Origin of the sequence: Pelomonas sp. SE-A7, from assembly GCF_030345705.1 — a bacterium.
GTDB lineage: Bacteria > Pseudomonadota > Gammaproteobacteria > Burkholderiales > Burkholderiaceae_C > JAUASW01.
Genome location: NZ_JAUASW010000002.1, coordinates 221163 through 240336, shown reverse-complemented (window position 1 = coordinate 240336; position 19174 = coordinate 221163). Strand labels below are relative to the sequence as shown.

Here is a 19174-nt window from a genome sequence, read left to right as displayed (position 1 = left end):
CGAATTCCCTTCAGCGGATGGAGGTGAAACGGGCCTCGGGCCGGTCGTCCGAGCGGTGCACCGTGTCCACGTTGGTCTTCATGGCCCAGGGCCGGATCTGGTGGTGCAGCGGAATGAACAAGTGCTCGTCGCGAACCCTCAGCAGGGCCTCGCGGATCAGCGCGTTGCGTTTGGCCATGTCGGGCTCGACCTTGAGCGCGTCTATCAGCTGGTCCAGCTTGGCGTCGCTGACCTTGGCGTAGTTGAAGCTGCCGTCAGGGCCGCCGGTGCGGGTGTGGGTGATCGCCTGCAGCGTGAACTGGGCGTCGAAATTGGGCACGCCCCAGCCCAGCATGTAGAGCGGCGCCTCGAAGCGCTGGAAGGCCTGGCTGTGCTGCGACATGGGCTGGGCCACCAGGCGGGCCTGGATGCCAATCTTGGCCCACATGGAGACCACGGCGAGGCAGATCTCCTCGTCGTTCACATAGCGGTTATTGGGGCAGTACAGCGGCACCTCGAAACCTTGCGCGTAGCCGGCATCGGCCAGCAGCTTGCGGGCCTTGTCGAGGTCGGGGCGGACCACGGCGTCCAGCTCGGCAGAGTGGCCATTGACGCCGGGCGGAATCATCAGCGCGGCCGGGATCGAGAGGCCGCGCATGGTGGTGCGCTTGATCGCCTCGCGGTCGATGGCGATGGACATCGCCTCTCGCACCCGCCTGTCCTTGAACGGGTTCTTGCCCTTCACATTGCTGCCGCGCAGCTCCTCGCTGCCCTGGTCCAGGGCGAAGAACACGGTGCGGGTCTCGGGCCCCTCGACCAGCTTGATGCGAGGGTCGGACTTGAGACGGGCCACGTCCTGGGTGGGCAGGTCGGTCAGCAGGTCCACGTCGCCGGAGAGCAGGGCGGCCACGCGCGTCGCATCCGACTTGATGGGCAGGTACTGCACCTCGGCGACGTTGTTGTGGTGCTGGTCCCACCAGTCCTTGTTCAGCGTCAGCGAGACCTTCTGGTCGGGCTGCCAGCCGGTGATCTTGTAGGGCCCGGTGCCGTTGACGTTGCGCGAGGCGTAGTTCTCTTCCTTGCTGCGGTAGTCCTGCACCTGGACCGACTTGTGCTTCTCCGCCCAGGGCTTGCTGACGATGCGGAAGTCGACCAGGTTCTTCAGCAGCAGCGGATTGGTGGCTTCGAGTTGGAGCTCGATCTCGTGCAGGCCGAGCTTTCGGATCTCCTTGATGCCGGTCACGTAGATCTGCATCGTGCCTTGCGGTTGGCGGATGCGGTTGAAGCTGAAGACCACGTCGTCGGCGGTGAACGGCGTGCCATCGTGGAACTTGACGCCCTTGCGCAGCTCGAAGCGGATGAGGGTGGGTGAGACCACCGTCCACTTGCTGGCCAGGGCCGGCTCCAATTCATAGCGGGCGTTGTAGCGGGTCAGGCCTTCGTAGGAATGCATCAGCAGCGCGGTCGTGACCGTGTGGTTCTGCGAATGCGGGTCCAGGCTCAGGATGTCGTTCTGGGCGGCCCAGCGCAGGGTGCTGGCCTGCGCGGCCATGACCAGCATGGTCAGCAGCAGGACGGCGGTTTGCTTGAGCTTGCGAAGGAACACGAGGCATCCCTGGGACGTGGCGACGACGTCGGATGCTAGGGCGGGCGCGCCGGGCTGCGCGCCTAGGGCTTGCCCGGGGCGGATTCCAGCTCGGCATCGCAGCCGACGCCGGCGGCAATCCAGCGCGACATCAGGCGGCGCGGCCAGCCGGTCGGGGCCGCCATCAGCGCGCCGCAGAGGTAGCGGCGCTGCTCGCTGTCCCAGCTCAGCAGGCGACAAGTGCCGCGCAGCTTCAGGCTCAGCAGGGCACCGACCGGGCAGGGCTCGGCCAGGCAGCACAGGCCGCAGCCGTTGCAGGGCTGGCCCAGCGCCGGCTTGGGCGGCGCCTCGGACTGGATCAGGATGACACGGTAGTGGCGGCTCACGCGGCCATCATAGGAAGGCTGCAAAAGAAAAGGCCGCCTCGAAGGCGGCCTGGAGCGGGGCAAACGCGGCTTACTTCTTGACGCCCAGCTCGCGCAGGCGCTCCTGCAGGTAGCTGTCCGCCGTGTAGCGGTCCGACAGCACCACGTCGTTGCGCGGATGCAGGAACAGCGGCAGCGAGACGCGGCTCTTCTTTGCACCTTCGCCGGTCGGGTTGACCACGCGGTGCTGGGTCGAGGGGTAATAGCCCTGCGAGGCTTCCTGCAGCATGTCGCCGATGTTGATGGTCAGCGTGCCGAAGTCGCAGGGCACGTCGTGCCAGCTGCCGTCCTTGCCCTGCACCTGCAGGCCCGGCTCGTTGGCGGCCGGCAGGATGGTCAGCAGGTTGATGTCGCCATGGGCTGCGGCGCGGATCGAGCCGGCCGGCTCATTGCCGGTCAGCGGCGGGTAGCGCAGCACGCGCAGCAGCGTCTGCTGGCTGCCCTTGATCATGTTGGACAGCGGCTCGCGGTAATGCTTGGCGATCTCGGGCGGCGTGTAGCGCTCGACCCAGGACAGCAGCTCTTCGGCCAGCTCATTGGCCTGCTTGTAGTACGAGTCCGCATCGGCCTTCAGCTGCGCCGGCACGCGGCCCCAGGGGTAGATGTGGAAGTATTCCTTGATGTCCTTCTGCGTCGCGCCCTTGGCGGTCTCGGAGATCTCGGTCGAGAAGTAGCCGTCCTGCTTTTCCTGGGAGAACGCGAACTGGTGCTTCTCTTCGGTGTTGAAGAAGCTCAGCCAGTCGGCGTAGATCTTTTCGACCAGCGCCTGCTGGATCGGGTGGTTGACCAGCACGCCGAAGCCGGTTTCGTGCAGCGAACGGGTGAATTGCTCCGCGGCATCGGGCGCGCGGTAGTCGACGACTCGGACTTGCATGGGATCTTTCTCCTGAAGCTATCCCTACGGCAGGCCATTCAATGGCGGGGCCTGGCCGCGCAGGGGCGAAGTCTAAGCCCTGGCGCCCCGAATCGCAAACGTTTGGCCACGGGGTTTGCGCAAGATCAGGCGGGCCAACTTCTGCTGGGAAAGCTGGGGACAAGATCGGCTTGAAGGCCGCAGTGGCGCGAGGATTACTGCCGATTTCAGCAAGCCGGGCCGGCGCGGTGGGGCAAGCGGTCGGTGCTACAGTCCGGCCCTTGAGACTTTGTGGTCCTTCCCGTCCCCTTTTCTGGCAACAGCAAAGGCGGGTCGCAATCCGCCAACCGGTCAAGCCGTGTCGCGGAAGGTTTACTAACCAGCCAACAGCCTTGGGAATCGGGGCATGAGGTGAGCGAAATGATGCAGCAATACAGGTCCAACTCGTACCTGTTCGGAGGCAATGCGCCCTACGTCGAAGAGATGTACGAGGCCTACCTCGACAACCCGGGCTCGGTGCCCGACAACTGGCGCGCCTACTTCGACGCGTTGCAGAACGTTCCCGCCACCGACGGCTCCGAATCCCGTGACGTGGCCCATGCGCCTGTCATCGAATCCTTCGCTCAGCGTGCCAAGGCCAATGCCCTCGGCAACAAGGCTTCCAGCGCCGACCTGGCCGTGGCCCGCAAGCAGGTTCACGTCCAGAGCCTGATCGCCGCCTACCGCTTCCTCGGCAACCGCTGGGCCGAGCTCGACCCGCTCAAGCGCGGCGAGCGTCCTCGCATTCCCGAACTCGATCCGGCCTTCTACGACCTGAGCGAGTCCGACATGGACATCTCGTTCTCGGCCGCCAACACCTATTTCGGCGGCGAGACCATGACGCTGCGCCAGATCGTCCAGGCGCTGCGCGAGACCTACTGCAGCTCCATCGGCGCCGAGTTCATGCATGGCTCCGACCCGGCCGAGAAGCGCTGGTGGCAGGAGCGCCTGGAGAAGGCGCGCAGCAAGCCCAGCTTCACCGCCGCCGAGAAGAAGCAGATCCTCGACCGCCTGACCGCGGCCGAAGGCCTGGAGCGCTACCTGCACACCAAGTACGTCGGTCAGAAGCGCTTCTCGCTGGAAGGCGGCGAAAGCTTCATCGCCGCGATGGATGAGTTGCTGCGCCGTGCCGGCGCGAACGGCGTCCAGGAAATCGTCATCGGCATGGCCCACCGTGGCCGTTTGAACGTGCTGGTGAACACGCTGGGCAAGATGCCCTCGGAACTGTTCGCCGAGTTCGAGCACAAGGGTGCGCACGACCTGCCGGCCGGCGACGTCAAGTACCACCAGGGTTTCTCTAGCGACGTCTCGACGCCCGGCGGCCCGGTGCACCTGAGCCTGGCCTTCAATCCCTCGCACCTCGAGATCGTCAACCCGGTGGTCGAAGGCAGCGTGCGCGCCCGTCAGGACCGCCGCGGCGACAGCGCCGGCTCGCAAGTGCTGCCCGTGCTTGTGCACGGCGATGCGGCCTTCGGAGGCCAGGGTGTGGTGCAGGAAACCCTGTGCATGGCCCAGACCCGCGGCTATCGCACCGGCGGCACGGTCCACATCGTCATCAACAACCAGATCGGCTTCACCACCAGCGACCCGCGCGACCTGCGTTCCACGCAGTACTGCTCGGACGTGGTCAAGATGATCGAGGCCCCGGTGCTGCACATCAACGGCGACGATCCGGAAGCCGTGGTCTGGGCCACGCAGCTGGCCATGGACTACCGCCAGCAGTTCAAGAAGGACGTGGTGCTGGACATCGTGTGCTTCCGCAAGCTGGGCCACAACGAGCAGGACACGCCGGCCCTGACCCAGCCGCTGATGTACAAGAAGATTGCCGCCCACCCTGGTACCCGCAAGCTGTATGCCGAGAAGCTGGTGGCGCAGGGCACGCTGACTGCCGACGAGCCGGACAACATGGCCAAGGCCTACCGCGCCGCCATGGACGAAGGCCGCCACACGGTGGACCCGGTGCTGACCAACTTCAAGAGCAAGTACGCGACCGACTGGACGCCGTTCCTTGGCAAGAAGTGGACCGACAACTGCGACACGGCGATCCCGATGTCGGAGTGGAAGCGCCTGGCCGAGCGCGTCACCACGCTGCCCAAGGACTTCGTCGCCCACAACCTGGTGCAGAAGCTGATCGCCGACCGCGCCGCCATGGGCCGCGGCGAAACCAACATCGACTGGGGCATGGGCGAGCACATGGCCTTCGCCTCGCTGGTGTCCTCGGGCTACCCGGTGCGCCTGTCCGGTGAGGACTGCGGCCGCGGCACCTTCACCCACCGCCATGCCGTGATCCATGACCAGGCGCGCGAGAACTGGGACGAAGGCACTTACATCCCGCTGCAGAACGTGGCCGAGAACCAGGCCCCGTTCGTCGTCATCGACTCCATCCTGTCCGAAGAGGCGGTGCTGGGCTTCGAATATGGCTATGCCGCGGCCGAGCCGAACACGCTGACCATCTGGGAGGCCCAGTTCGGCGACTTCGTCAACGGTGCCCAGGTCGTGATCGACCAGTTCATCGCCTCCGGCGAAGTGAAGTGGGGCCGCGCCAACGGCCTGGTGCTGATGCTGCCGCACGGCTACGAAGGCCAGGGCCCCGAGCACAGCTCGGCCCGCCTGGAGCGCTTCATGCAGCTCTCGGCCGACAACAACATGCAGGTGGTCCAGCCGACCACGGCTTCGCAGATCTTCCACGTGCTGCGTCGCCAGATGCTGCGCATGTTCCGCAAACCGCTGGTCATCATGACCCCCAAGAGCCTGCTGCGTGCCAAGGACGCCACCTCGCCGCTGAGCGAATTCACCAAGGGCGAGTTCCAGACGGTGATCGGCGAGCAGGATGCCGGCATCGACGCCGCCAAGGTCAAGCGCGTGATCGCCTGCTCGGGCAAGGTCTATTACGACCTGGTCAAGAAGCGCGAGGACAAGAAGTCCAACGACGTGGCCATCATCCGCGTCGAGCAGCTCTATCCGTTCCCGCACAAGGCCTTCGCTGCTGAGATCAAGCGCTACCCGAACGCCACCGACATCGTGTGGTGCCAGGACGAGCCGCAGAACCAGGGCGCCTGGTTCTTCGTGCAGCACTACATCCACGAGAACATGCTCGACGGCCAGAAGCTCGGCTTCGCCGGTCGCCCGGCCTCGGCCTCGCCGGCCTGCGGTTATGCGCACCTGCACCAGGAGCAACAGAAGGCGCTGCTGGATCAGGCCTTCGCGAAGCTCAAGGGCTTCATCCTGACCAAGTGATCAGCGCCCGGCACTGAACAGAATCGAAAGAACAAATCATGGCAATCGTAGAAGTCAAAGTTCCCCAGCTGTCCGAGTCCGTGGCCGAAGGCACGCTGCTGACCTGGAAGAAGAAGCCCGGCGAGGCCGTCGCCATCGACGAGATCCTGGTCGAGATCGAGACCGACAAGGTGGTGCTGGAAGTGCCCGCGCCGTCGGCCGGCGTGATGGCCGAGATCGTCAAGGCTGACGGCTCCGCCGTCACCAGCGAAGAGACCATCGCCAAGATCGACAGCGAAGGCAAGGCCGGCGCTGCCGCCGCTCCGGCGGCTGCTGCCCCGGTTGCGCCGCCGCCGGCTGCTCCGGCCGCTGCCGCGAGCAAGGGCGACGTGGCCATGCCGGCCGCCGCCAAGCTGCTGGCCGACAACAACCTGTCGACCGGTGACGTGAGCGGTACCGGCAAGGACGGCCGCGTCACCAAGGGCGATGTGCTGGCGGCTGTGGCCGGTGGCGCCAAGGCCGCCGTGCCGGCGCCTGTGGCCGTCGCCGCCAACCCGGCCGTGGCCAAGCCGCTGCCGGCCGTGCAGCCGCCGGTTCAGCAGAACCTGGGCGACCGCCCGGAGCAGCGCGTGCCCATGAGCCGCCTGCGCGCCCGCGTCGCCGAGCGCCTGGTGCAGTCGCAATCGACCAACGCCATCCTGACCACGTTCAACGAAGTGAACATGGCCCCGGTGATGGAGATGCGCAAGAAGTTCCAGGAGAAGTTCGAGAAGGAGCACGGCGTCAAGCTGGGCTTCATGAGCTTCTTCGTCAAGGCGGCCGTCGCCGCGCTGAAGAAGTACCCGGTGCTGAACGCCTCGGTGGACGGCAACGACATCGTCTACCACGGCTACTTCGACATCGGCATCGCCGTCGGCTCGCCGCGCGGCCTGGTCGTGCCCATCATCCGCAATGCCGACCAGCTGAGCTTCGCCGACATCGAGAAGAAGATCGCCGAGTTCGGCCAGAAGGCCAAGGAAGGCAAGATCTCGATCGACGACCTGACCGGCGGCACCTTCTCGATCTCCAACGGCGGCACCTTCGGCTCCATGCTGTCGACGCCCATCATCAACCCGCCGCAGTCGGCCATCCTCGGCGTTCACGCCACCAAGGACCGCGCCGTGGTCGAGAACGGCCAGGTGGTCGTGCGCCCGATCAACTACCTGGCAATGTCGTACGACCACCGCATCATCGACGGCCGCGAAGCCGTGCTGGGCCTGGTCACGATGAAGGAAGCGCTGGAAGATCCGGCCCGCCTGCTGTTCGACATCTAAGAAGCCAAGAGACGATTCATGAGCGCTGTTAAGCAATTCGACGTCGTCGTCATCGGCGGCGGCCCCGGCGGCTACATCGCGGCCATCCGCGCCGCTCAACTGGGCTTCAACGTGGCCTGCGTGGACGAGTGGAAGAACGACAAGGGCGGCCCCGCACCCGGCGGCACCTGCACCAACGTCGGCTGCATTCCGTCCAAGGCCTTGCTGCAGTCCAGCGAGCACTTCGAGCACGCGACGCACCACTTCGCGGACCATGGCATCTCGACCGGCGAGGTCAAGATGGACGTGGCCAAGATGCTGGCCCGCAAGGACACCGTCGTGAAGCAGAACAACGACGGCATCCTCTACTTGTTCAAGAAGAACAAGGTCACGTTCTTCCACGGCCGCGGCTCTTTCGTCGCCGCCAAGGACGGCGGCTATGAGCTGAAGGCCGGCGATGAGATGGTGCAGGCCAAGCACGTGATCGTGGCCACGGGCTCCAATGCCCGCGCGCTGCCGGGCACGCCGTTCGACGAAGAGCTGGTGCTGTCGAACGACGGCGCGCTGCGCGTCGGCGCCGTGCCCAAGAAGCTGGGCGTGATCGGCTCGGGCGTCATTGGCCTGGAGCTGGGTTCGGTCTGGCGCCGCCTGGGTGCCGAGGTCACGGTGCTGGAGGCCATGCCGGCCTTCCTGCCGACCGTCGACGAGTCGGTCGCCAAGGAGGCCGCCAAGGTCTTCAAGAAGCAGGGCCTCAAGATCGAGCTGGGCGTCAAGATCTCGGCCGTCAAGGCGGACAAGAAGGGCGTCAGCGTCTCGTATGCCGATGCCAAGGGCGCCGAGCAGACCCTGGACGTGGACAAGCTGATCGTCTCGATCGGCCGCGTGCCCAACACCATTGGCTTGAACCCGGAAGCTGTTGGTTTGAAGTTGGATGAGCGCGGCGCCATCGTGGTCGACCATGACTGCAAGACCAACCTGGCCAATGTCTGGGCGGTCGGCGACGTGGTGCGCGGCCCGATGCTTGCGCACAAGGCCGAGGAAGAAGGCGTGGCAGTTGCCGAGCGCATCGCCGGCCAGCATGGTCATGTGGACTTCGACATCATCCCGTCGGTGATCTACACCAGCCCCGAGATCGCGCAGGTCGGCAAGACCGAGCAGCAGCTCAAGGCCGAAGGCCGCGCCTACAAGGCCGGCCAGTTCCCCTTCCTGGCCAATGGCCGCGCACGGGCGCTGGGCGACACCACCGGTTTCGTCAAGTTCCTGGCCGATGCCCAGACCGACGAGATCCTGGGCGTGCACATCATCGGCCCCTTCGCCTCGGAGCTGATCTCCGAAGCCACGGTGGCGATGGCGTTCAAGGCCTCGGCCGAGGACATCGCGCGCATCTGCCATGCCCACCCGTCTCTGAGCGAATCGACCAAGGAAGCGGCCCTGGCCGTGGACAAGCGCACGCTGAACTTCTGATCGCCTGAGCGCGAAGCGAAAGCGAACAAGGGGCGGCCGACCAAGTCGCCCCTTCTCATTTCAAGGCCCATGACCACTGTCACCGAGCTCTACAAGCAGACCCTCGCCGAGCGCGGCTACACGGCCGACCCGGCTCAGCTGAACGCCGTGGCGGCGCTGCAGCGCTGCCAGGACGAATGGGCCGACTACAAGGCGCGCCGCAGCAATGCGGTGACCAAGCTTCTGGTACGGCCACCACTGCCGCGCGGCGTCTACATGTACGGTGGCGTGGGACGCGGCAAGAGCTTTCTGATGGACTGCTTCTTCCAGGCCGTGCCGTTGACCCGCAAGACCCGCTTGCACTTCCACGAGTTCATGCGCGAGGTCCATCGCGAGCTGCAGGATTTGAAGGGCATCGCCGATCCGCTGGAAGAGCTGGGCAAGCGCATCGCCAAGCGCTTCCGCCTGATCTGCTTCGACGAATTCCATGTGGCCGACGTGACCGACGCGATGATCCTGCACCGGCTGCTGGACGCTATGTTCAAGCACCGCGTTTCCATAGTCACGACCTCCAACTTCCAGCCCGACGAGCTGTATCCCAACGGCCTGCATCGCGACCGCATCCTGCCGGCCATCGCGCTGCTGAAGGAGAAGCTCGAGGTGATCAACGTGGACAACGGCACCGACTACCGGCGTCGCTCGCTGGAACATGTGGAGCTGTATCACACACCGCTGGACGACAAGGCCGATGCAGCGCTGACCACGGCCTTCGAGTCGCTGGCCGAGGCGCGCGACGAAGACCCGCGCCTGCACATAGAGCACCGCGAGCTGCGTGCGCGGCGGCGCGCCGGCGGCGTGGTCTGGTTCGATTTCCAGACCCTGTGCGGCGGGCCGCGCTCGCAGAACGACTACCTGGAGCTGGCGGCCCAGTTCCACACGCTGATCCTGTCGGACGTGCCCGAGATGCCTGTCCGCCTGGCCAGCGAGGCGCGGCGCTTCACCTGGCTGGTGGACGTGCTCTACGACCGCCGGGTCAAGCTGATCATCTCGGCCGCCGTGCCACCGGACCAGCTCTACACCGAGGGTCCGCTGGCGCACGAGTTCCCGCGCACCGTGTCGCGGCTGCAGGAAATGCAGTCGCAGGAATACCTGTCGCTGGCCCGGCGCGAGGTCGATACTTCGCTGACCTGAGGCCGAGTGTGAATGCTGTGCGACTGCTGCTGATTCCCTTGCTGATGCTGGCGGCCGGCGCGGCGATGTCTCGTCCCGCGGACCCTGGTGCCGACGAGCGCGCCCAGCTGCGCCAGCAGCAGCGCGAACTGGAGGCGGCCCATGCCGAGAAGCTGGCCGAATGCGGCAAGCGCTTCGAGGTCAATCGCTGCCGGGCGCAGGCCAACGCCGAGTACAAGCAGAAGCTGCATCCGATCCAGGCTCGCGAGCGCGAGATGGATGAGCAGGCGCGCCAGCACCGGGCCCTGGTGCAGGAGCTGCGCAGCTCGGCGCGGCAGGATCCACCGGCCGCCGGCCCTGGGGCGCGGGCGTCGTTGCCGGCCAAGGCTTCGTCCGAAGCCGGCCTGAAGCAAGTGCGTTCGGGCCAGCAGGCGCATGCACAGCGCAAGGTCGAGCAGGCCGAGAAGGAAGCCCTGCAGGCGGCCGAGCGAGCTCGCCAGACCGAGCTGCGCAAGGCCAGGCTGGCCGAGCATGCCCGCGATGTGGAGCAGCGCAACGCGCGCCGCGATGGCAAGAAGGGCGTGCCGCTGCCTGTGCCGACCGCGGCTTCGATAGCCGCGCTGCCGGCGCAACCGGCCAGCCGTTAGGCGATGGCGTCTAGGCGGATCAAGCTCATCGAAAGGTTGTCGCCGCTGCCCTTGGCGCGCTGACGCGCCTTGCTGATCAGCAACTCGGCCGCCTCGCGCGGTGGCAGGCTGTGCACCACGGTGCCGAGCTCGCGGTCGTTGTAGTAGTGCCAGAGGCCGTCGCTGCAGGAGAGCAGGCTGTCGCCGATCTCCAGCTTCTCGATCTGGTCTTCGCTGGGCGTCGGGTCCTGCACCGTGCCCAGGCAGCCGGTCAGCAGGTTGGACTGCGGATGGCTGATCGCCTCGTCCTCGGTGATCTGGCCCTCGTCGACCAGGCGCTGCACATAGGAGTGGTCGAAGCTGCGCTTGATCATGTTGGGGCCGCGGAAATGGTAGATCCGCGAGTCGCCGGTATGGATCCAGTAGCAGCGCCGGTCCGGCGTGACCAGGAAGGCGGCGATGGTGCTGTGCGGCTCCTCCTCGGTGGAGATGGCCGTCAGCTTGATCATCAGATGGGCCTCGGAGACCAGCTGGCGCAGCAGCTCGGCCGGGTTTTCTTCCTCCGGCGAGAAGCGCTCGAACAGCTGGTGGGCGGTCATCACCACCTGGTCGGCCGCCTTGCGTCCGCCGCTCTTGCCGCCCATGCCATCGGCCAGCACCGAGAGCATCCAGCCGGCATTGCGCGGATGGCTGATGACCTCGACCTGGTCCTGCTGGTAGAGCCGGTCGCCGCGGTGGGTGCCGGTGGCGGCATTGAGCCTGAAGCCGGGGGCGGGACGTGTCATGCGGTAGGCCGGAAAAATCCGAATCGTGGGTTGGGTCAAAACTATAATCGCGCCGCTAGCCGCCATGGACGAACAACTTCACTCGCTGTCGCGCCGTTTGATCGAGTTGCGCATTGAACATGCCGACCTCGACGGCATGATCGACCGTCTGGTCGAACAGTCGCCGCTGGACGAACTGGCCCTGCAAAGGTTGAAGAAGCGCCGCCTGGCGCTGCGCGACCAGATCGCCCGCCTGGAGCAGGTCTGCGATCCCCAGGAACCTGCCTGACTTGAACGCCGAGTCCCCCGTCAGCGCCGGCGAGGACCCGCCCAGCGAGCTGGAGCAATGGGTGGCCGCGGCCTTCGACGCCGGCGGCCCGCTGGCCCGGGCCGATGCCGGCTATTCGCCGCGCGAGCCCCAGCTGCAGATGACCCAGGCCGTGGCCCGCGCCGTGGCGCGCCGCCAGACCCTGGTGGTCGAGGCCGGCACCGGCGTCGGCAAAACATTCGCTTACCTTGTGCCCGCGCTTTTGTCGGGCAGCCGGGCGCTGATCAGCACCGCGACCAAGAGCCTGCAGGACCAGCTTTTCCTGCGCGACCTGCCGCGGCTTTGCGAAGCCTTGCATGTGCCGGTGCGCACCGCCTTGCTCAAGGGACGCGGCAGCTACCTCTGCCTGCACCGCATGAAGCAGGCAAGGCAAAGCGCAGAGCTGCCGGACCGCCGCGCCGTGATGATGCTGGCCCGCGTGGAGCGCTGGGCCCAGCAGACCCACAGCGGTGACTTCGCCGAGCTGGAGGGCCTGGACGAGCGTTCTCCCATCATCCCCATCGTCAGCTCCAACCGCGACAACTGCCTGGGCACGGAATGCCCGGACTACCGCGACTGCCACGTGGTCAAGGCGCGGCGAGAGGCCATGGAGGCTGACGTGGTGGTGGTCAACCACCATCTGTTCTTTGCCGATCTGGCCTTGCGAGAAAGCGGCGTGGCCGAGCTGCTGCCCTCGGTCGAGCTGGCGGTGTTTGACGAGGCCCACCAGCTGGCCGAAGTGGGCGTGCAGTTCCTAGGCACCCTGCTGGGCACAGGCCAACTGATCGACTTTGCCCGCGACGTGCTGGCCCAGGGCCTGGCCCATGCACGCGGCCTGCAGGACTGGCAAGGGCTGCAGTCGCGGCTGGAACTGGCGGCCCGCGAGCTGCGCCTGGCCTGTGCTGGCCCGATGAAGGAAGTGCGGGGCCTGCTCAAGCTGGCCTGGAAGGAGAGGGCGGAGCGGCCCGGCTTCGCCGAGGCCCTGAGCAGCGTGGCCGAAGCCGCTACCCTGGCCCGCGAGACCCTGGCCACGGTGATGGAGATGTCGCCCGACTCCCAGCGCCTGCACGAGCGGGCCGAGCAGCTGGAGTCGCTGGCCGCGACTTTCGCTGGCGAGCCTGCCGACGGCGCGGTCCGCTGGATAGACCTGAGTCCGCAGCAGGCGCGCCTGGTCGAGTCGCCGCTGGACATCCGCCAGGCCATGCAGGAACAGCTGGCCGGGCCGCCCAAGGCCTGGGTCTTCACCTCGGCCACGCTGGGCGAGGACGAGCGGCTGAGTTGGTTCACCGAACCGGCCGGCCTGGACGACGCCATCGTCCTCAGGGTCGGCAGCCCCTTCGACTATCCAGAGCATGCGCGGCTCTACATTCCGCGCCGCTTTCCCAAGCCGGCCGAGCCTGATCATCCAAGCGAGGTCGCGGCGCTGGCCGCGCGCTGTGCCCGCTCGTTGGGCGGCCGGACCTTTGTGCTCACCACCACGCTGCGGGCCTTGCAGGCGATAGGTGACGCGCTACGCGAAGACTTCGAACAGGGCGGCGACACCATCCGCGTGCTTCAGCAGGGCACGGCCACGAAGCGGGTGCTGCTGGCCCAGTTCATGGCCGATCCGCGCGCCGTGCTGGTCGGCTCGGCCAGCTTCTGGGAGGGCATAGACGTGCCCGGTGATTCACTCCAATGCGTGCTGATCGACAAGCTGCCGTTCCCGCCGCCCAACGATCCCTTGGTCGAGGCCCGGGTGCAGCGGCTGGAAGCCGCGGGGCGGAACGCGTTCGCCGAGTACTTCATCGCCGAGACGGCGATTGCCCTGAAGCAGGGCGGCGGCCGCCTGATCCGCAGCGAGGGCGACCGCGGCCTGCTGGTAGTCTGCGACCCGCGCATGGCCGGCATGAACTACGGCCGGCGGCTGCGCGAGGCCCTGCCGCCCATGACCCGGCTGGAGCATGAGCAGGAAGCCCTCGATTGGCTGGCCGAGCTGGCGGCCGATCACGAACTGCCTCTCTAGAAAGAAAAAAGCGCGTGACCGGCACGCGCTTCTTGCGGGGCGACAGGCCTCAGGCCGGAATCACCAGAACTTCCACCAGGATTTCTTCTGCTGCTCGGCCTGGTTCTGCACCAGGAACTTGCTCTGCGGGAAGCTCTTGGTCAGCACCCGCTCGGCGTCATCGCGCAGCGGCTTCAGGCCCAGCTTCTCGTAGCTCTGCATCATCAGGTACAGCGCTTCCTCGACGGCCGGGGCACGCGGGAACTCCAGCACTGCGTTCTGCGCGCGGTTGGCTGCGGCAACAAAGGCATTGCGGTTGAAGTAGTAGCGCGACACGTGGACCTCATAGGTGGCCAGCGTGTTGGTGATGAAGTCGATGCGGACCTTGGCGTCCTCGGCATAGCGCGAGGAGGGGTACTGGTCGACCAGCTGGCGGAAGGCCAGCAGCGCATCACGCGAGGCTTGCTGATCGCGCTCGGCGACGTCCTGGCTGGCCAGGCGGCCGAACAGGCCCAGGTCCTCGTTGAAGTTCACAATGCCCTTCATGTAGAGGGCGTAGTCGATGGCCGGGCTCGACGGGTTCAGCTTGATGAAGCGGTCCAGGGCCGTGATCGCCGCGGCGCGTTCACCACTCTTGTAGTTGGCCCAGGCCAGGTCCAGCTGCGCTTGCTGGGCCATCAGCGTGCCGGCGGCGCGGCCCTCGACCTTTTCCAGCGACTTGATCGCGCGGTCGTAGGCGCCGCCTTCCAGATCGGACTTGGCCTCTGAATACAATTTGTCGAGGCTGGCCTGCGAGTTCGGGTCATCCTTCGGGTCGGTGGAGCAGCCGGCCAGTGCGATGGCGATGGCGCCAATCAGCCAGGCGGCCTTGGAGCCGCGCGTCGAGCGCAGGGAGCCCTGGGCCGGCGCTTGCATGGAGCCCCGGAGCTCCAGCGTTTTTTCACTCATGATCCCTTGGGGCAGGCGCTTGGCCGACCCGGTGCAGAAATAGGAACGCGGATTATATGGATGAGCTGGGACCCGGCTGGGAAGGCATCGGCGAGGAGGCCGAGCAAGGCGATCAGGGCGAAGAAGAGGTCGAGACGCGCCGTGCCGAAGCCGGCGCCGCCTGGCATGGCCAGCGGCTGGACCGCTGCCTGGTCGAGATGGCCTCAGAGTTCTCGCGCAACCATCTGCAAAGCCTGATCGAGCGCGGTTGCGTGCGGGTCAACGGCCAGACCATCACCACGGCTTCGCGCAAGCTGCAGGCCGGCCAGCGGGTCGAGGTCGAGCTGCAGCCCACGGCGGAGAGCCGGGCGTTCCGGGCCGAAGCCATGGACCTGGCGATCGTCCACGAGGACGAGCATCTGCTGGTGATGAACAAGCCGGCCGGCCGGGTGGTGCATCCGGCGGCGGGCAACTGGTCGGGCACGGTGATGAACGGCTTGCTGGCCCATCACCCGGCCGCGGCCAGCCTGCCGCGGGCCGGCATCGTCCACCGGCTGGACAAGGACACCTCGGGCGTGATGGTGGTGGGCAAGACGCTGGAGGCGGTCACGGCCTTGAGCCGCATGATCGCGGCCCGCGAGGTCCACCGCGAATACCTGGCGCTGGCCCATGGCCGCATCGCCGCGCCCCTGGAGATTGATGCGCCGCTGCGCCGCGATCCGGTGTCTCGCGTGAAGATGGCGGTGCTGGCCGGCGGCAAGCCCTCGCGGACCGACGTGTTCCCGCTTGGCACTACGGTCTGGCAGGAGCGCACGATCACCGGCGTGCACTGCGTGCTGCACAGCGGGCGCACCCACCAGATCCGGGTCCACCTGGCTTCGCGCGGCCATCCGCTGGTGTCGGATGCGCTTTACGCCGGGACGCCAGCCCTGGATCTGCAGAGGCAGGCCTTGCATGCGGCGCGCTTGAGTCTGGCTCATCCGATCACCGGCGCCAGCCTGCGATTCGTCGCCCCGCTGCCTGCCGATTTGGCCGCGGCTTGGCAAGCCCTGGGTTTGCCCGCAGATCCGCTGGCCTGAGGGCGCTGGGTAGCAAGGCTACAATGCGTGCCCAGACGATGCGCTCCTGTCGCGACCGGCCCAGCCGGGTCAGCGCCGCATCCCAAGCGCTGGACGCGCTGCCCACGGGTCTGACCGGACCCGGCCCGAGCGCCCAGCACCCGCCCGAACGTTGCCGAATTCCGCGCTTTCCAGTAGCGCAGGCGCAGCCGCACGGGCCCAAGAAGTACCGTCCGCCGCAATGAACCGGCGGGCACCAGCCGTTTGTTACCAACGGGAACGCTGACGAGAGTCAATGAATACACAGGATGCAAAGCGCGTCCTCGAGACCGCGCTGATTTGCGCCCAGCAGCCTCTGACCCTGCGCGAGCTGCGTACGCTGTTTGCCGATGAACTCGGCGCCGATACCTTGCGCAGCCTGCTCGACGAGCTGGTGCGCGACTGGGAAGGTCGCGGCGTGGAGCTGGTGCCGGTGGCCAGTGGCTGGCGCTTCCAGAGCCGCCCCGAGCTGCGCGAATACCTGGACCGCCTGCACCCCGAGAAGCCGCAGCGCTATTCGCGCGCCGTGCTTGAGACGCTGGCCATCATTGCCTATCGCCAGCCGGTGACTCGCGGTGACATCGAGGACATCCGCGGTGTCGTGGTCTCCAGCCAGATCATCAAGCAGCTCGAGGACCGCGGCTGGATCGACGCCATCGGCCACCGCGAGGCGCCGGGGCGACCAGCCCTCTACGCCACGACGCGCCAGTTCCTCGACGACCTCGGTCTGTCCAGCCTGGAACAGCTACCGGCCCTGGAAGCTGGCGGCCAGCCGCTGCCGGGCCTGGAGCTGCCGGCCGAGTTGCAGGCTTCGCTGCTGGACGAGGCCGCCGAGCCGGCGGCCGAAACGGCTGCCGTAGAAGTTTCCGAATCCCCTGTTTCCGAGGAGGCGCCGACCGTGGTCGACGCTGCTCCGCCACCGCCGGCCGAGCCGGCTCCCGAGTCCGACGACGCCCCTCAGGCGCAAGCTGACGCATGAACCAAGACAACCCCACCAACCCAGCCGACCTGCCCGGCGCCGACGCTGCGGAGCCCGCAGCCCCCAAGCGCCGCCGCGCTCCGGCCAAGACGGCCGCCGCGGTCGACGAGTCCGCCGCCGCCGAAGCCAAGCCGGCCCGCAAGCGCGCCCCCCGCAAGACGGCCACCGCGGCTGACGAAGCTGCCGTGACCGAGGTTGCCGCTGCCGAGTCGGCCGTGACCGAGGCCGCGCCTGCGCCCAAGCGCCGCGCTCCGCGCAAGACCGCCGCTTCGGCTGCGGCCGGCGAGGCGCCGTCGCCCGGTGAACCTGAGGCGCCGCCGCCGGCTCCGGTCGAGCCTGAAGCGCCGCCGCCGGCTCCGGCACCGCCGGGCGAAGCCGGTGAATCCGGCGAGGGCCTGCGCGCCGAAGGCGAGGTGGATGGCGAAGAAGCAGGCGAAGGCCGCCGCGGCCGCAACCGCCGTCGCGGTCGCAAGGGTCGGGGCGAGGGCGGCGAAGGCCAGCCTCAAGCCGAACGCCAGAACAACTGGCCGACCGAGCAGGCCGTGGCCGTCGAACCCGAGGTGATTGAGGCCGTGGGCGAGCGTTTCGCCGACGTGCTGGCCGGTGCCTTCGATGGCGAGGAAGCTCTGCCCGAGCCTGAGCAGCAAGTGAAGGAAGCCGAGGAGGCCGAGTCCAAGCGTGTGCTGGCCGCCGACCCGGATGCGCCCAAGCTGCAGAAGGTGCTGGCCCAGGCCGGCGTCGGCTCGCGCCGCGACATCGAGGACATGATCGCCGAGGGCAAGATCGAGGTGAATGGCGAGGTCGCCCACATCGGTCAGCGCATCTCCTTCGGCGACCGCGTGTCTGTCGGTGGCAAGCCGATCAGGGTGCGCATCACGCCCCCGGCGCCGCGCATCCTGGCGTACCACAAGCCGGTCGGCGAGGTCGTGACCTTCAACGATCCCGAGGGCCGCCCCACCGTGTTCCGCCGCCTGCCCAAGCTGCAGAACGGCAAGTGGCAGTCGGTCGGCCGCCTGGACCTGAACACCGAAGGCCTGCTGCTGTTCACCAACAGCGGTGAACTGGCCAACCAACTGATGCATCCGCGCTTCGGCGTCGAGCGCGAGTACGCGGTTCGCGTGCTGGGTTCGCTCAATGTCGAGCAACGTGCTCGCCTGCTGGAAGGTGTAGAGATCGAAGGCCAGAAGGCCCAGTTCAAGAGCATCGAGGATGGCGGCGGCGAAGGCGTCAATCGCTGGTATCGCGTGGTCATCACCGAAGGCCGCAACCGCGAAGTGCGCAAGTTGTTCGATGCCGTGGGCCTGGCGGTCAGCCGCCTGATCCGCATCCGCTACGGCACCGTGGTGCTGCCGCGCGGCCTCAAGCGCGGCGTCTGGGTGGAGATGAGCGACGACGACGTGCGCATCATCCGCCGCCTGGCTGGCCACCAGATGCGCGAGCCGGGTGCGAATCAGGAGCAGGGCCGCGACAAGAAGCGCCGCTCCGACCGCGGTTCCGGCAGCGGCCCGCGTCCCAGCCGCCCCGAGGCGCCGCAACAGCCGCAGCGTAACGAGCAGCGTTTCGTGGAGCGCCAGAGCGAGCGCAGCGCGCCGCGTGGCCGCGACGAGGACGAAGACGACGACTTCATGCCGCGCAACATCAACCCGCTGGAGCAGACATTTGACCGTCGCTTCGCCACCGGCAGCAAGCGCATCCCACAGGGCTTCGGTGCCGGCGGCTCGGGTCCGGACCGTGGTCAGGGCCAGGGCCAAGGCGGTCGCGGCAAGGGGGGCAACAAGCAGGGCGGTGGCCCGCGTGAGCCGGATCCCATGCAGACCTCGATGGGCTACATCGGCGCCGACGCCTTCCACCGCAAGGGTGGTGGCGGTGGTGGTGGTAACCGAGGCGGCCGTGGTGGTCGCGGCGGCGGCGGCGGTCGCCACCGCTGATCCAGCGAAATCCAGCCCTGATAGAGAGCCCGCCTACACGGCGGGCTCATCTTTCCAGACTACAATTCAGGGTTTTGCCTAGTCCCAAAATTCCAGGAGAACATCAATGGCGATCGAACGCACCCTTTCCATCATCAAGCCCGATGCAGTCGCCAAGAACGTCATCGGCCAGATCTACGCCCGTTTTGAAGCCGCCGGCCTGAAGGTCGTGGCCGCCAAGATGGTGCACCTGTCGCGTGGCGAGGCCGAGGCCTTCTACGCCGTGCACAAGGCCCGCCCGTTCTTCAACGACCTGGTCAGCTTCATGATCTCCGGCCCGGTGATGATCCAGGCCCTGGAAGGCGAAGGCGCCATCCTGAAGAACCGTGACCTGATGGGCGCCACCGACCCGAAGAAGGCCGAGAAGGGCACGATCCGCGCCGACTTCGCCGACAGCATCGACGCCAACGCCGTCCACGGCTCGGACGCCGCTGAAACGGCCGCCCAGGAAGTGGCTTTCTTCTTCCCCGGCATGAACGTCTACTCGCGTTGATGGACCTTCCCCCGTGCCAGGCGCGGGGGGA

At 67.2% G+C, this 19174-nt stretch carries 16 protein-coding genes; 11 read left to right on the top strand and 5 right to left on the bottom strand.

The features are described from left to right. Positions 1-10: 10 nt before the first annotated feature. From QT382_RS15135 to QT382_RS15125, 3 genes are all read right to left on the bottom strand, one after another. A complete protein-coding gene (locus QT382_RS15135) occupies positions 11-1585 on the bottom strand; it encodes an ABC transporter substrate-binding protein (protein ID WP_289254933.1) in 1575 nt (524 codons plus the stop codon). A gap of 62 nt (positions 1586-1647) precedes the next feature. Continuing rightward, a complete protein-coding gene (locus QT382_RS15130; RefSeq protein WP_289254932.1) occupies positions 1648-1950 on the bottom strand; it encodes a hypothetical protein in 303 nt (100 codons plus the stop codon). A gap of 70 nt (positions 1951-2020) precedes the next feature. After that, the gene (locus tag QT382_RS15125; RefSeq protein WP_289254931.1) at positions 2021-2863 is read right to left on the bottom strand and encodes an isopenicillin N synthase family dioxygenase; all 843 of its coding nucleotides are present in this window, start codon (positions 2861-2863) and stop codon (positions 2021-2023) included. Positions 2864-3262: 399 nt separating this feature from the next. Between QT382_RS15125 and QT382_RS15120 the strand changes: the two genes are divergently transcribed. From QT382_RS15120 to QT382_RS15100, 5 genes are all read left to right on the top strand, one after another. Next, positions 3263-6118 carry a 2-oxoglutarate dehydrogenase E1 component gene (locus tag QT382_RS15120; protein WP_289254930.1) on the top strand — a complete coding sequence of 952 codons (2856 nt, stop codon included), beginning with the start codon at positions 3263-3265 and terminating at the stop codon, positions 6116-6118. Positions 6119-6156: 38 nt separating this feature from the next. Further along, a complete protein-coding gene (gene odhB / locus QT382_RS15115; RefSeq protein WP_289254929.1) occupies positions 6157-7410 on the top strand; it encodes a 2-oxoglutarate dehydrogenase complex dihydrolipoyllysine-residue succinyltransferase in 1254 nt (417 codons plus the stop codon). A gap of 18 nt (positions 7411-7428) precedes the next feature. After that, positions 7429-8853, top strand: coding sequence for a dihydrolipoyl dehydrogenase (lpdA, locus tag QT382_RS15110; RefSeq protein WP_289254928.1), 1425 nt, complete (start codon positions 7429-7431; stop codon positions 8851-8853). Between the two features lie 69 nt (positions 8854-8922). Continuing rightward, complete coding sequence (gene zapE / locus QT382_RS15105) at positions 8923-10023, top strand: cell division protein ZapE (RefSeq protein ID WP_289254927.1); 1101 nt, start codon at positions 8923-8925, stop codon at positions 10021-10023. Between the two features lie 8 nt (positions 10024-10031). Then, complete coding sequence (locus QT382_RS15100; protein ID WP_289254926.1) at positions 10032-10649, top strand: hypothetical protein; 618 nt, start codon at positions 10032-10034, stop codon at positions 10647-10649. Here the strand turns inward: QT382_RS15100 and QT382_RS15095 are convergent. Continuing rightward, positions 10646-11413 carry a PP2C family protein-serine/threonine phosphatase gene (locus QT382_RS15095; RefSeq protein WP_289254925.1) on the bottom strand — a complete coding sequence of 256 codons (768 nt, stop codon included), beginning with the start codon at positions 11411-11413 and terminating at the stop codon, positions 10646-10648. The genes QT382_RS15100 and QT382_RS15095 overlap by 4 nt on opposite strands. Before the next feature lie 64 nt (positions 11414-11477). Between QT382_RS15095 and QT382_RS15090 the strand changes: the two genes are divergently transcribed. Next, a complete protein-coding gene (locus QT382_RS15090; RefSeq protein ID WP_289254924.1) occupies positions 11478-11681 on the top strand; it encodes a YdcH family protein in 204 nt (67 codons plus the stop codon). 1 nt (position 11682) lies between these two features. Next, on the top strand, positions 11683-13701 hold the full coding sequence (yoaA, locus tag QT382_RS15085; protein WP_502929895.1) for a DNA repair helicase YoaA: 2019 nt from the start codon (positions 11683-11685) through the stop codon (positions 13699-13701). Between the two features lie 60 nt (positions 13702-13761). Here yoaA and QT382_RS15080 read toward each other — a convergent pair whose 3' ends face one another. Further along, positions 13762-14595 (bottom strand): outer membrane protein assembly factor BamD, encoded by an 834-nt coding sequence (locus tag QT382_RS15080; RefSeq protein ID WP_289255466.1) that lies wholly within the window; start codon positions 14593-14595, stop codon positions 13762-13764. 89 nt (positions 14596-14684) lie between these two features. Here QT382_RS15080 and QT382_RS15075 point away from each other — a divergent pair, with 89 nt between their 5' ends. The 4 genes from QT382_RS15075 (at position 14685) to ndk (ending at position 19143) form a co-directional block, all read left to right on the top strand. After that, positions 14685-15686 carry an RluA family pseudouridine synthase gene (locus QT382_RS15075; protein ID WP_289254923.1) on the top strand — a complete coding sequence of 334 codons (1002 nt, stop codon included), beginning with the start codon at positions 14685-14687 and terminating at the stop codon, positions 15684-15686. Positions 15687-15960: 274 nt separating this feature from the next. Continuing rightward, complete coding sequence (gene scpB, locus QT382_RS15070; RefSeq protein ID WP_289254922.1) at positions 15961-16683, top strand: SMC-Scp complex subunit ScpB; 723 nt, start codon at positions 15961-15963, stop codon at positions 16681-16683. Beyond that, a complete protein-coding gene (locus tag QT382_RS15065; RefSeq protein WP_289254921.1) occupies positions 16680-18611 on the top strand; it encodes a pseudouridine synthase in 1932 nt (643 codons plus the stop codon). Before scpB ends, QT382_RS15065 begins: the two co-directional genes overlap by 4 nt. Positions 18612-18717: 106 nt before the next feature. Next, positions 18718-19143, top strand: a complete 426-nt coding sequence (gene ndk / locus QT382_RS15060) for a nucleoside-diphosphate kinase (RefSeq protein ID WP_289254920.1) — start codon at positions 18718-18720, stop codon at positions 19141-19143. Positions 19144-19174 lie beyond the last annotated feature (31 nt).

Excerpts from the sequence above, each read along its gene's own strand:
- QT382_RS15125 (WP_289254931.1), bottom strand. The coding sequence starts at position 2,863 with ATGCAAGTCCGAGTCGTCGACTACCGCGCGCCCGATGCCGCGGAGCAA.
- QT382_RS15120 (WP_289254930.1), top strand. The coding sequence starts at position 3,263 with ATGATGCAGCAATACAGGTCCAACTCGTACCTGTTCGGAGGCAATGCG.
- odhB (WP_289254929.1), top strand. The coding sequence starts at position 6,157 with ATGGCAATCGTAGAAGTCAAAGTTCCCCAGCTGTCCGAGTCCGTGGCC.
- lpdA (WP_289254928.1), top strand. The coding sequence starts at position 7,429 with ATGAGCGCTGTTAAGCAATTCGACGTCGTCGTCATCGGCGGCGGCCCC.
- zapE (WP_289254927.1), top strand. The coding sequence starts at position 8,923 with ATGACCACTGTCACCGAGCTCTACAAGCAGACCCTCGCCGAGCGCGGC.
- QT382_RS15095 (WP_289254925.1), bottom strand. The coding sequence starts at position 11,413 with ATGACACGTCCCGCCCCCGGCTTCAGGCTCAATGCCGCCACCGGCACC.
- QT382_RS15090 (WP_289254924.1), top strand. The coding sequence starts at position 11,478 with ATGGACGAACAACTTCACTCGCTGTCGCGCCGTTTGATCGAGTTGCGC.
- QT382_RS15080 (WP_289255466.1), bottom strand. The coding sequence starts at position 14,595 with ATGCAAGCGCCGGCCCAGGGCTCCCTGCGCTCGACGCGCGGCTCCAAG.
- QT382_RS15075 (WP_289254923.1), top strand. The coding sequence starts at position 14,685 with ATGGATGAGCTGGGACCCGGCTGGGAAGGCATCGGCGAGGAGGCCGAG.
- scpB (WP_289254922.1), top strand. The coding sequence starts at position 15,961 with ATGAATACACAGGATGCAAAGCGCGTCCTCGAGACCGCGCTGATTTGC.
- QT382_RS15065 (WP_289254921.1), top strand. The coding sequence starts at position 16,680 with ATGAACCAAGACAACCCCACCAACCCAGCCGACCTGCCCGGCGCCGAC.
- ndk (WP_289254920.1), top strand. The coding sequence starts at position 18,718 with ATGGCGATCGAACGCACCCTTTCCATCATCAAGCCCGATGCAGTCGCC.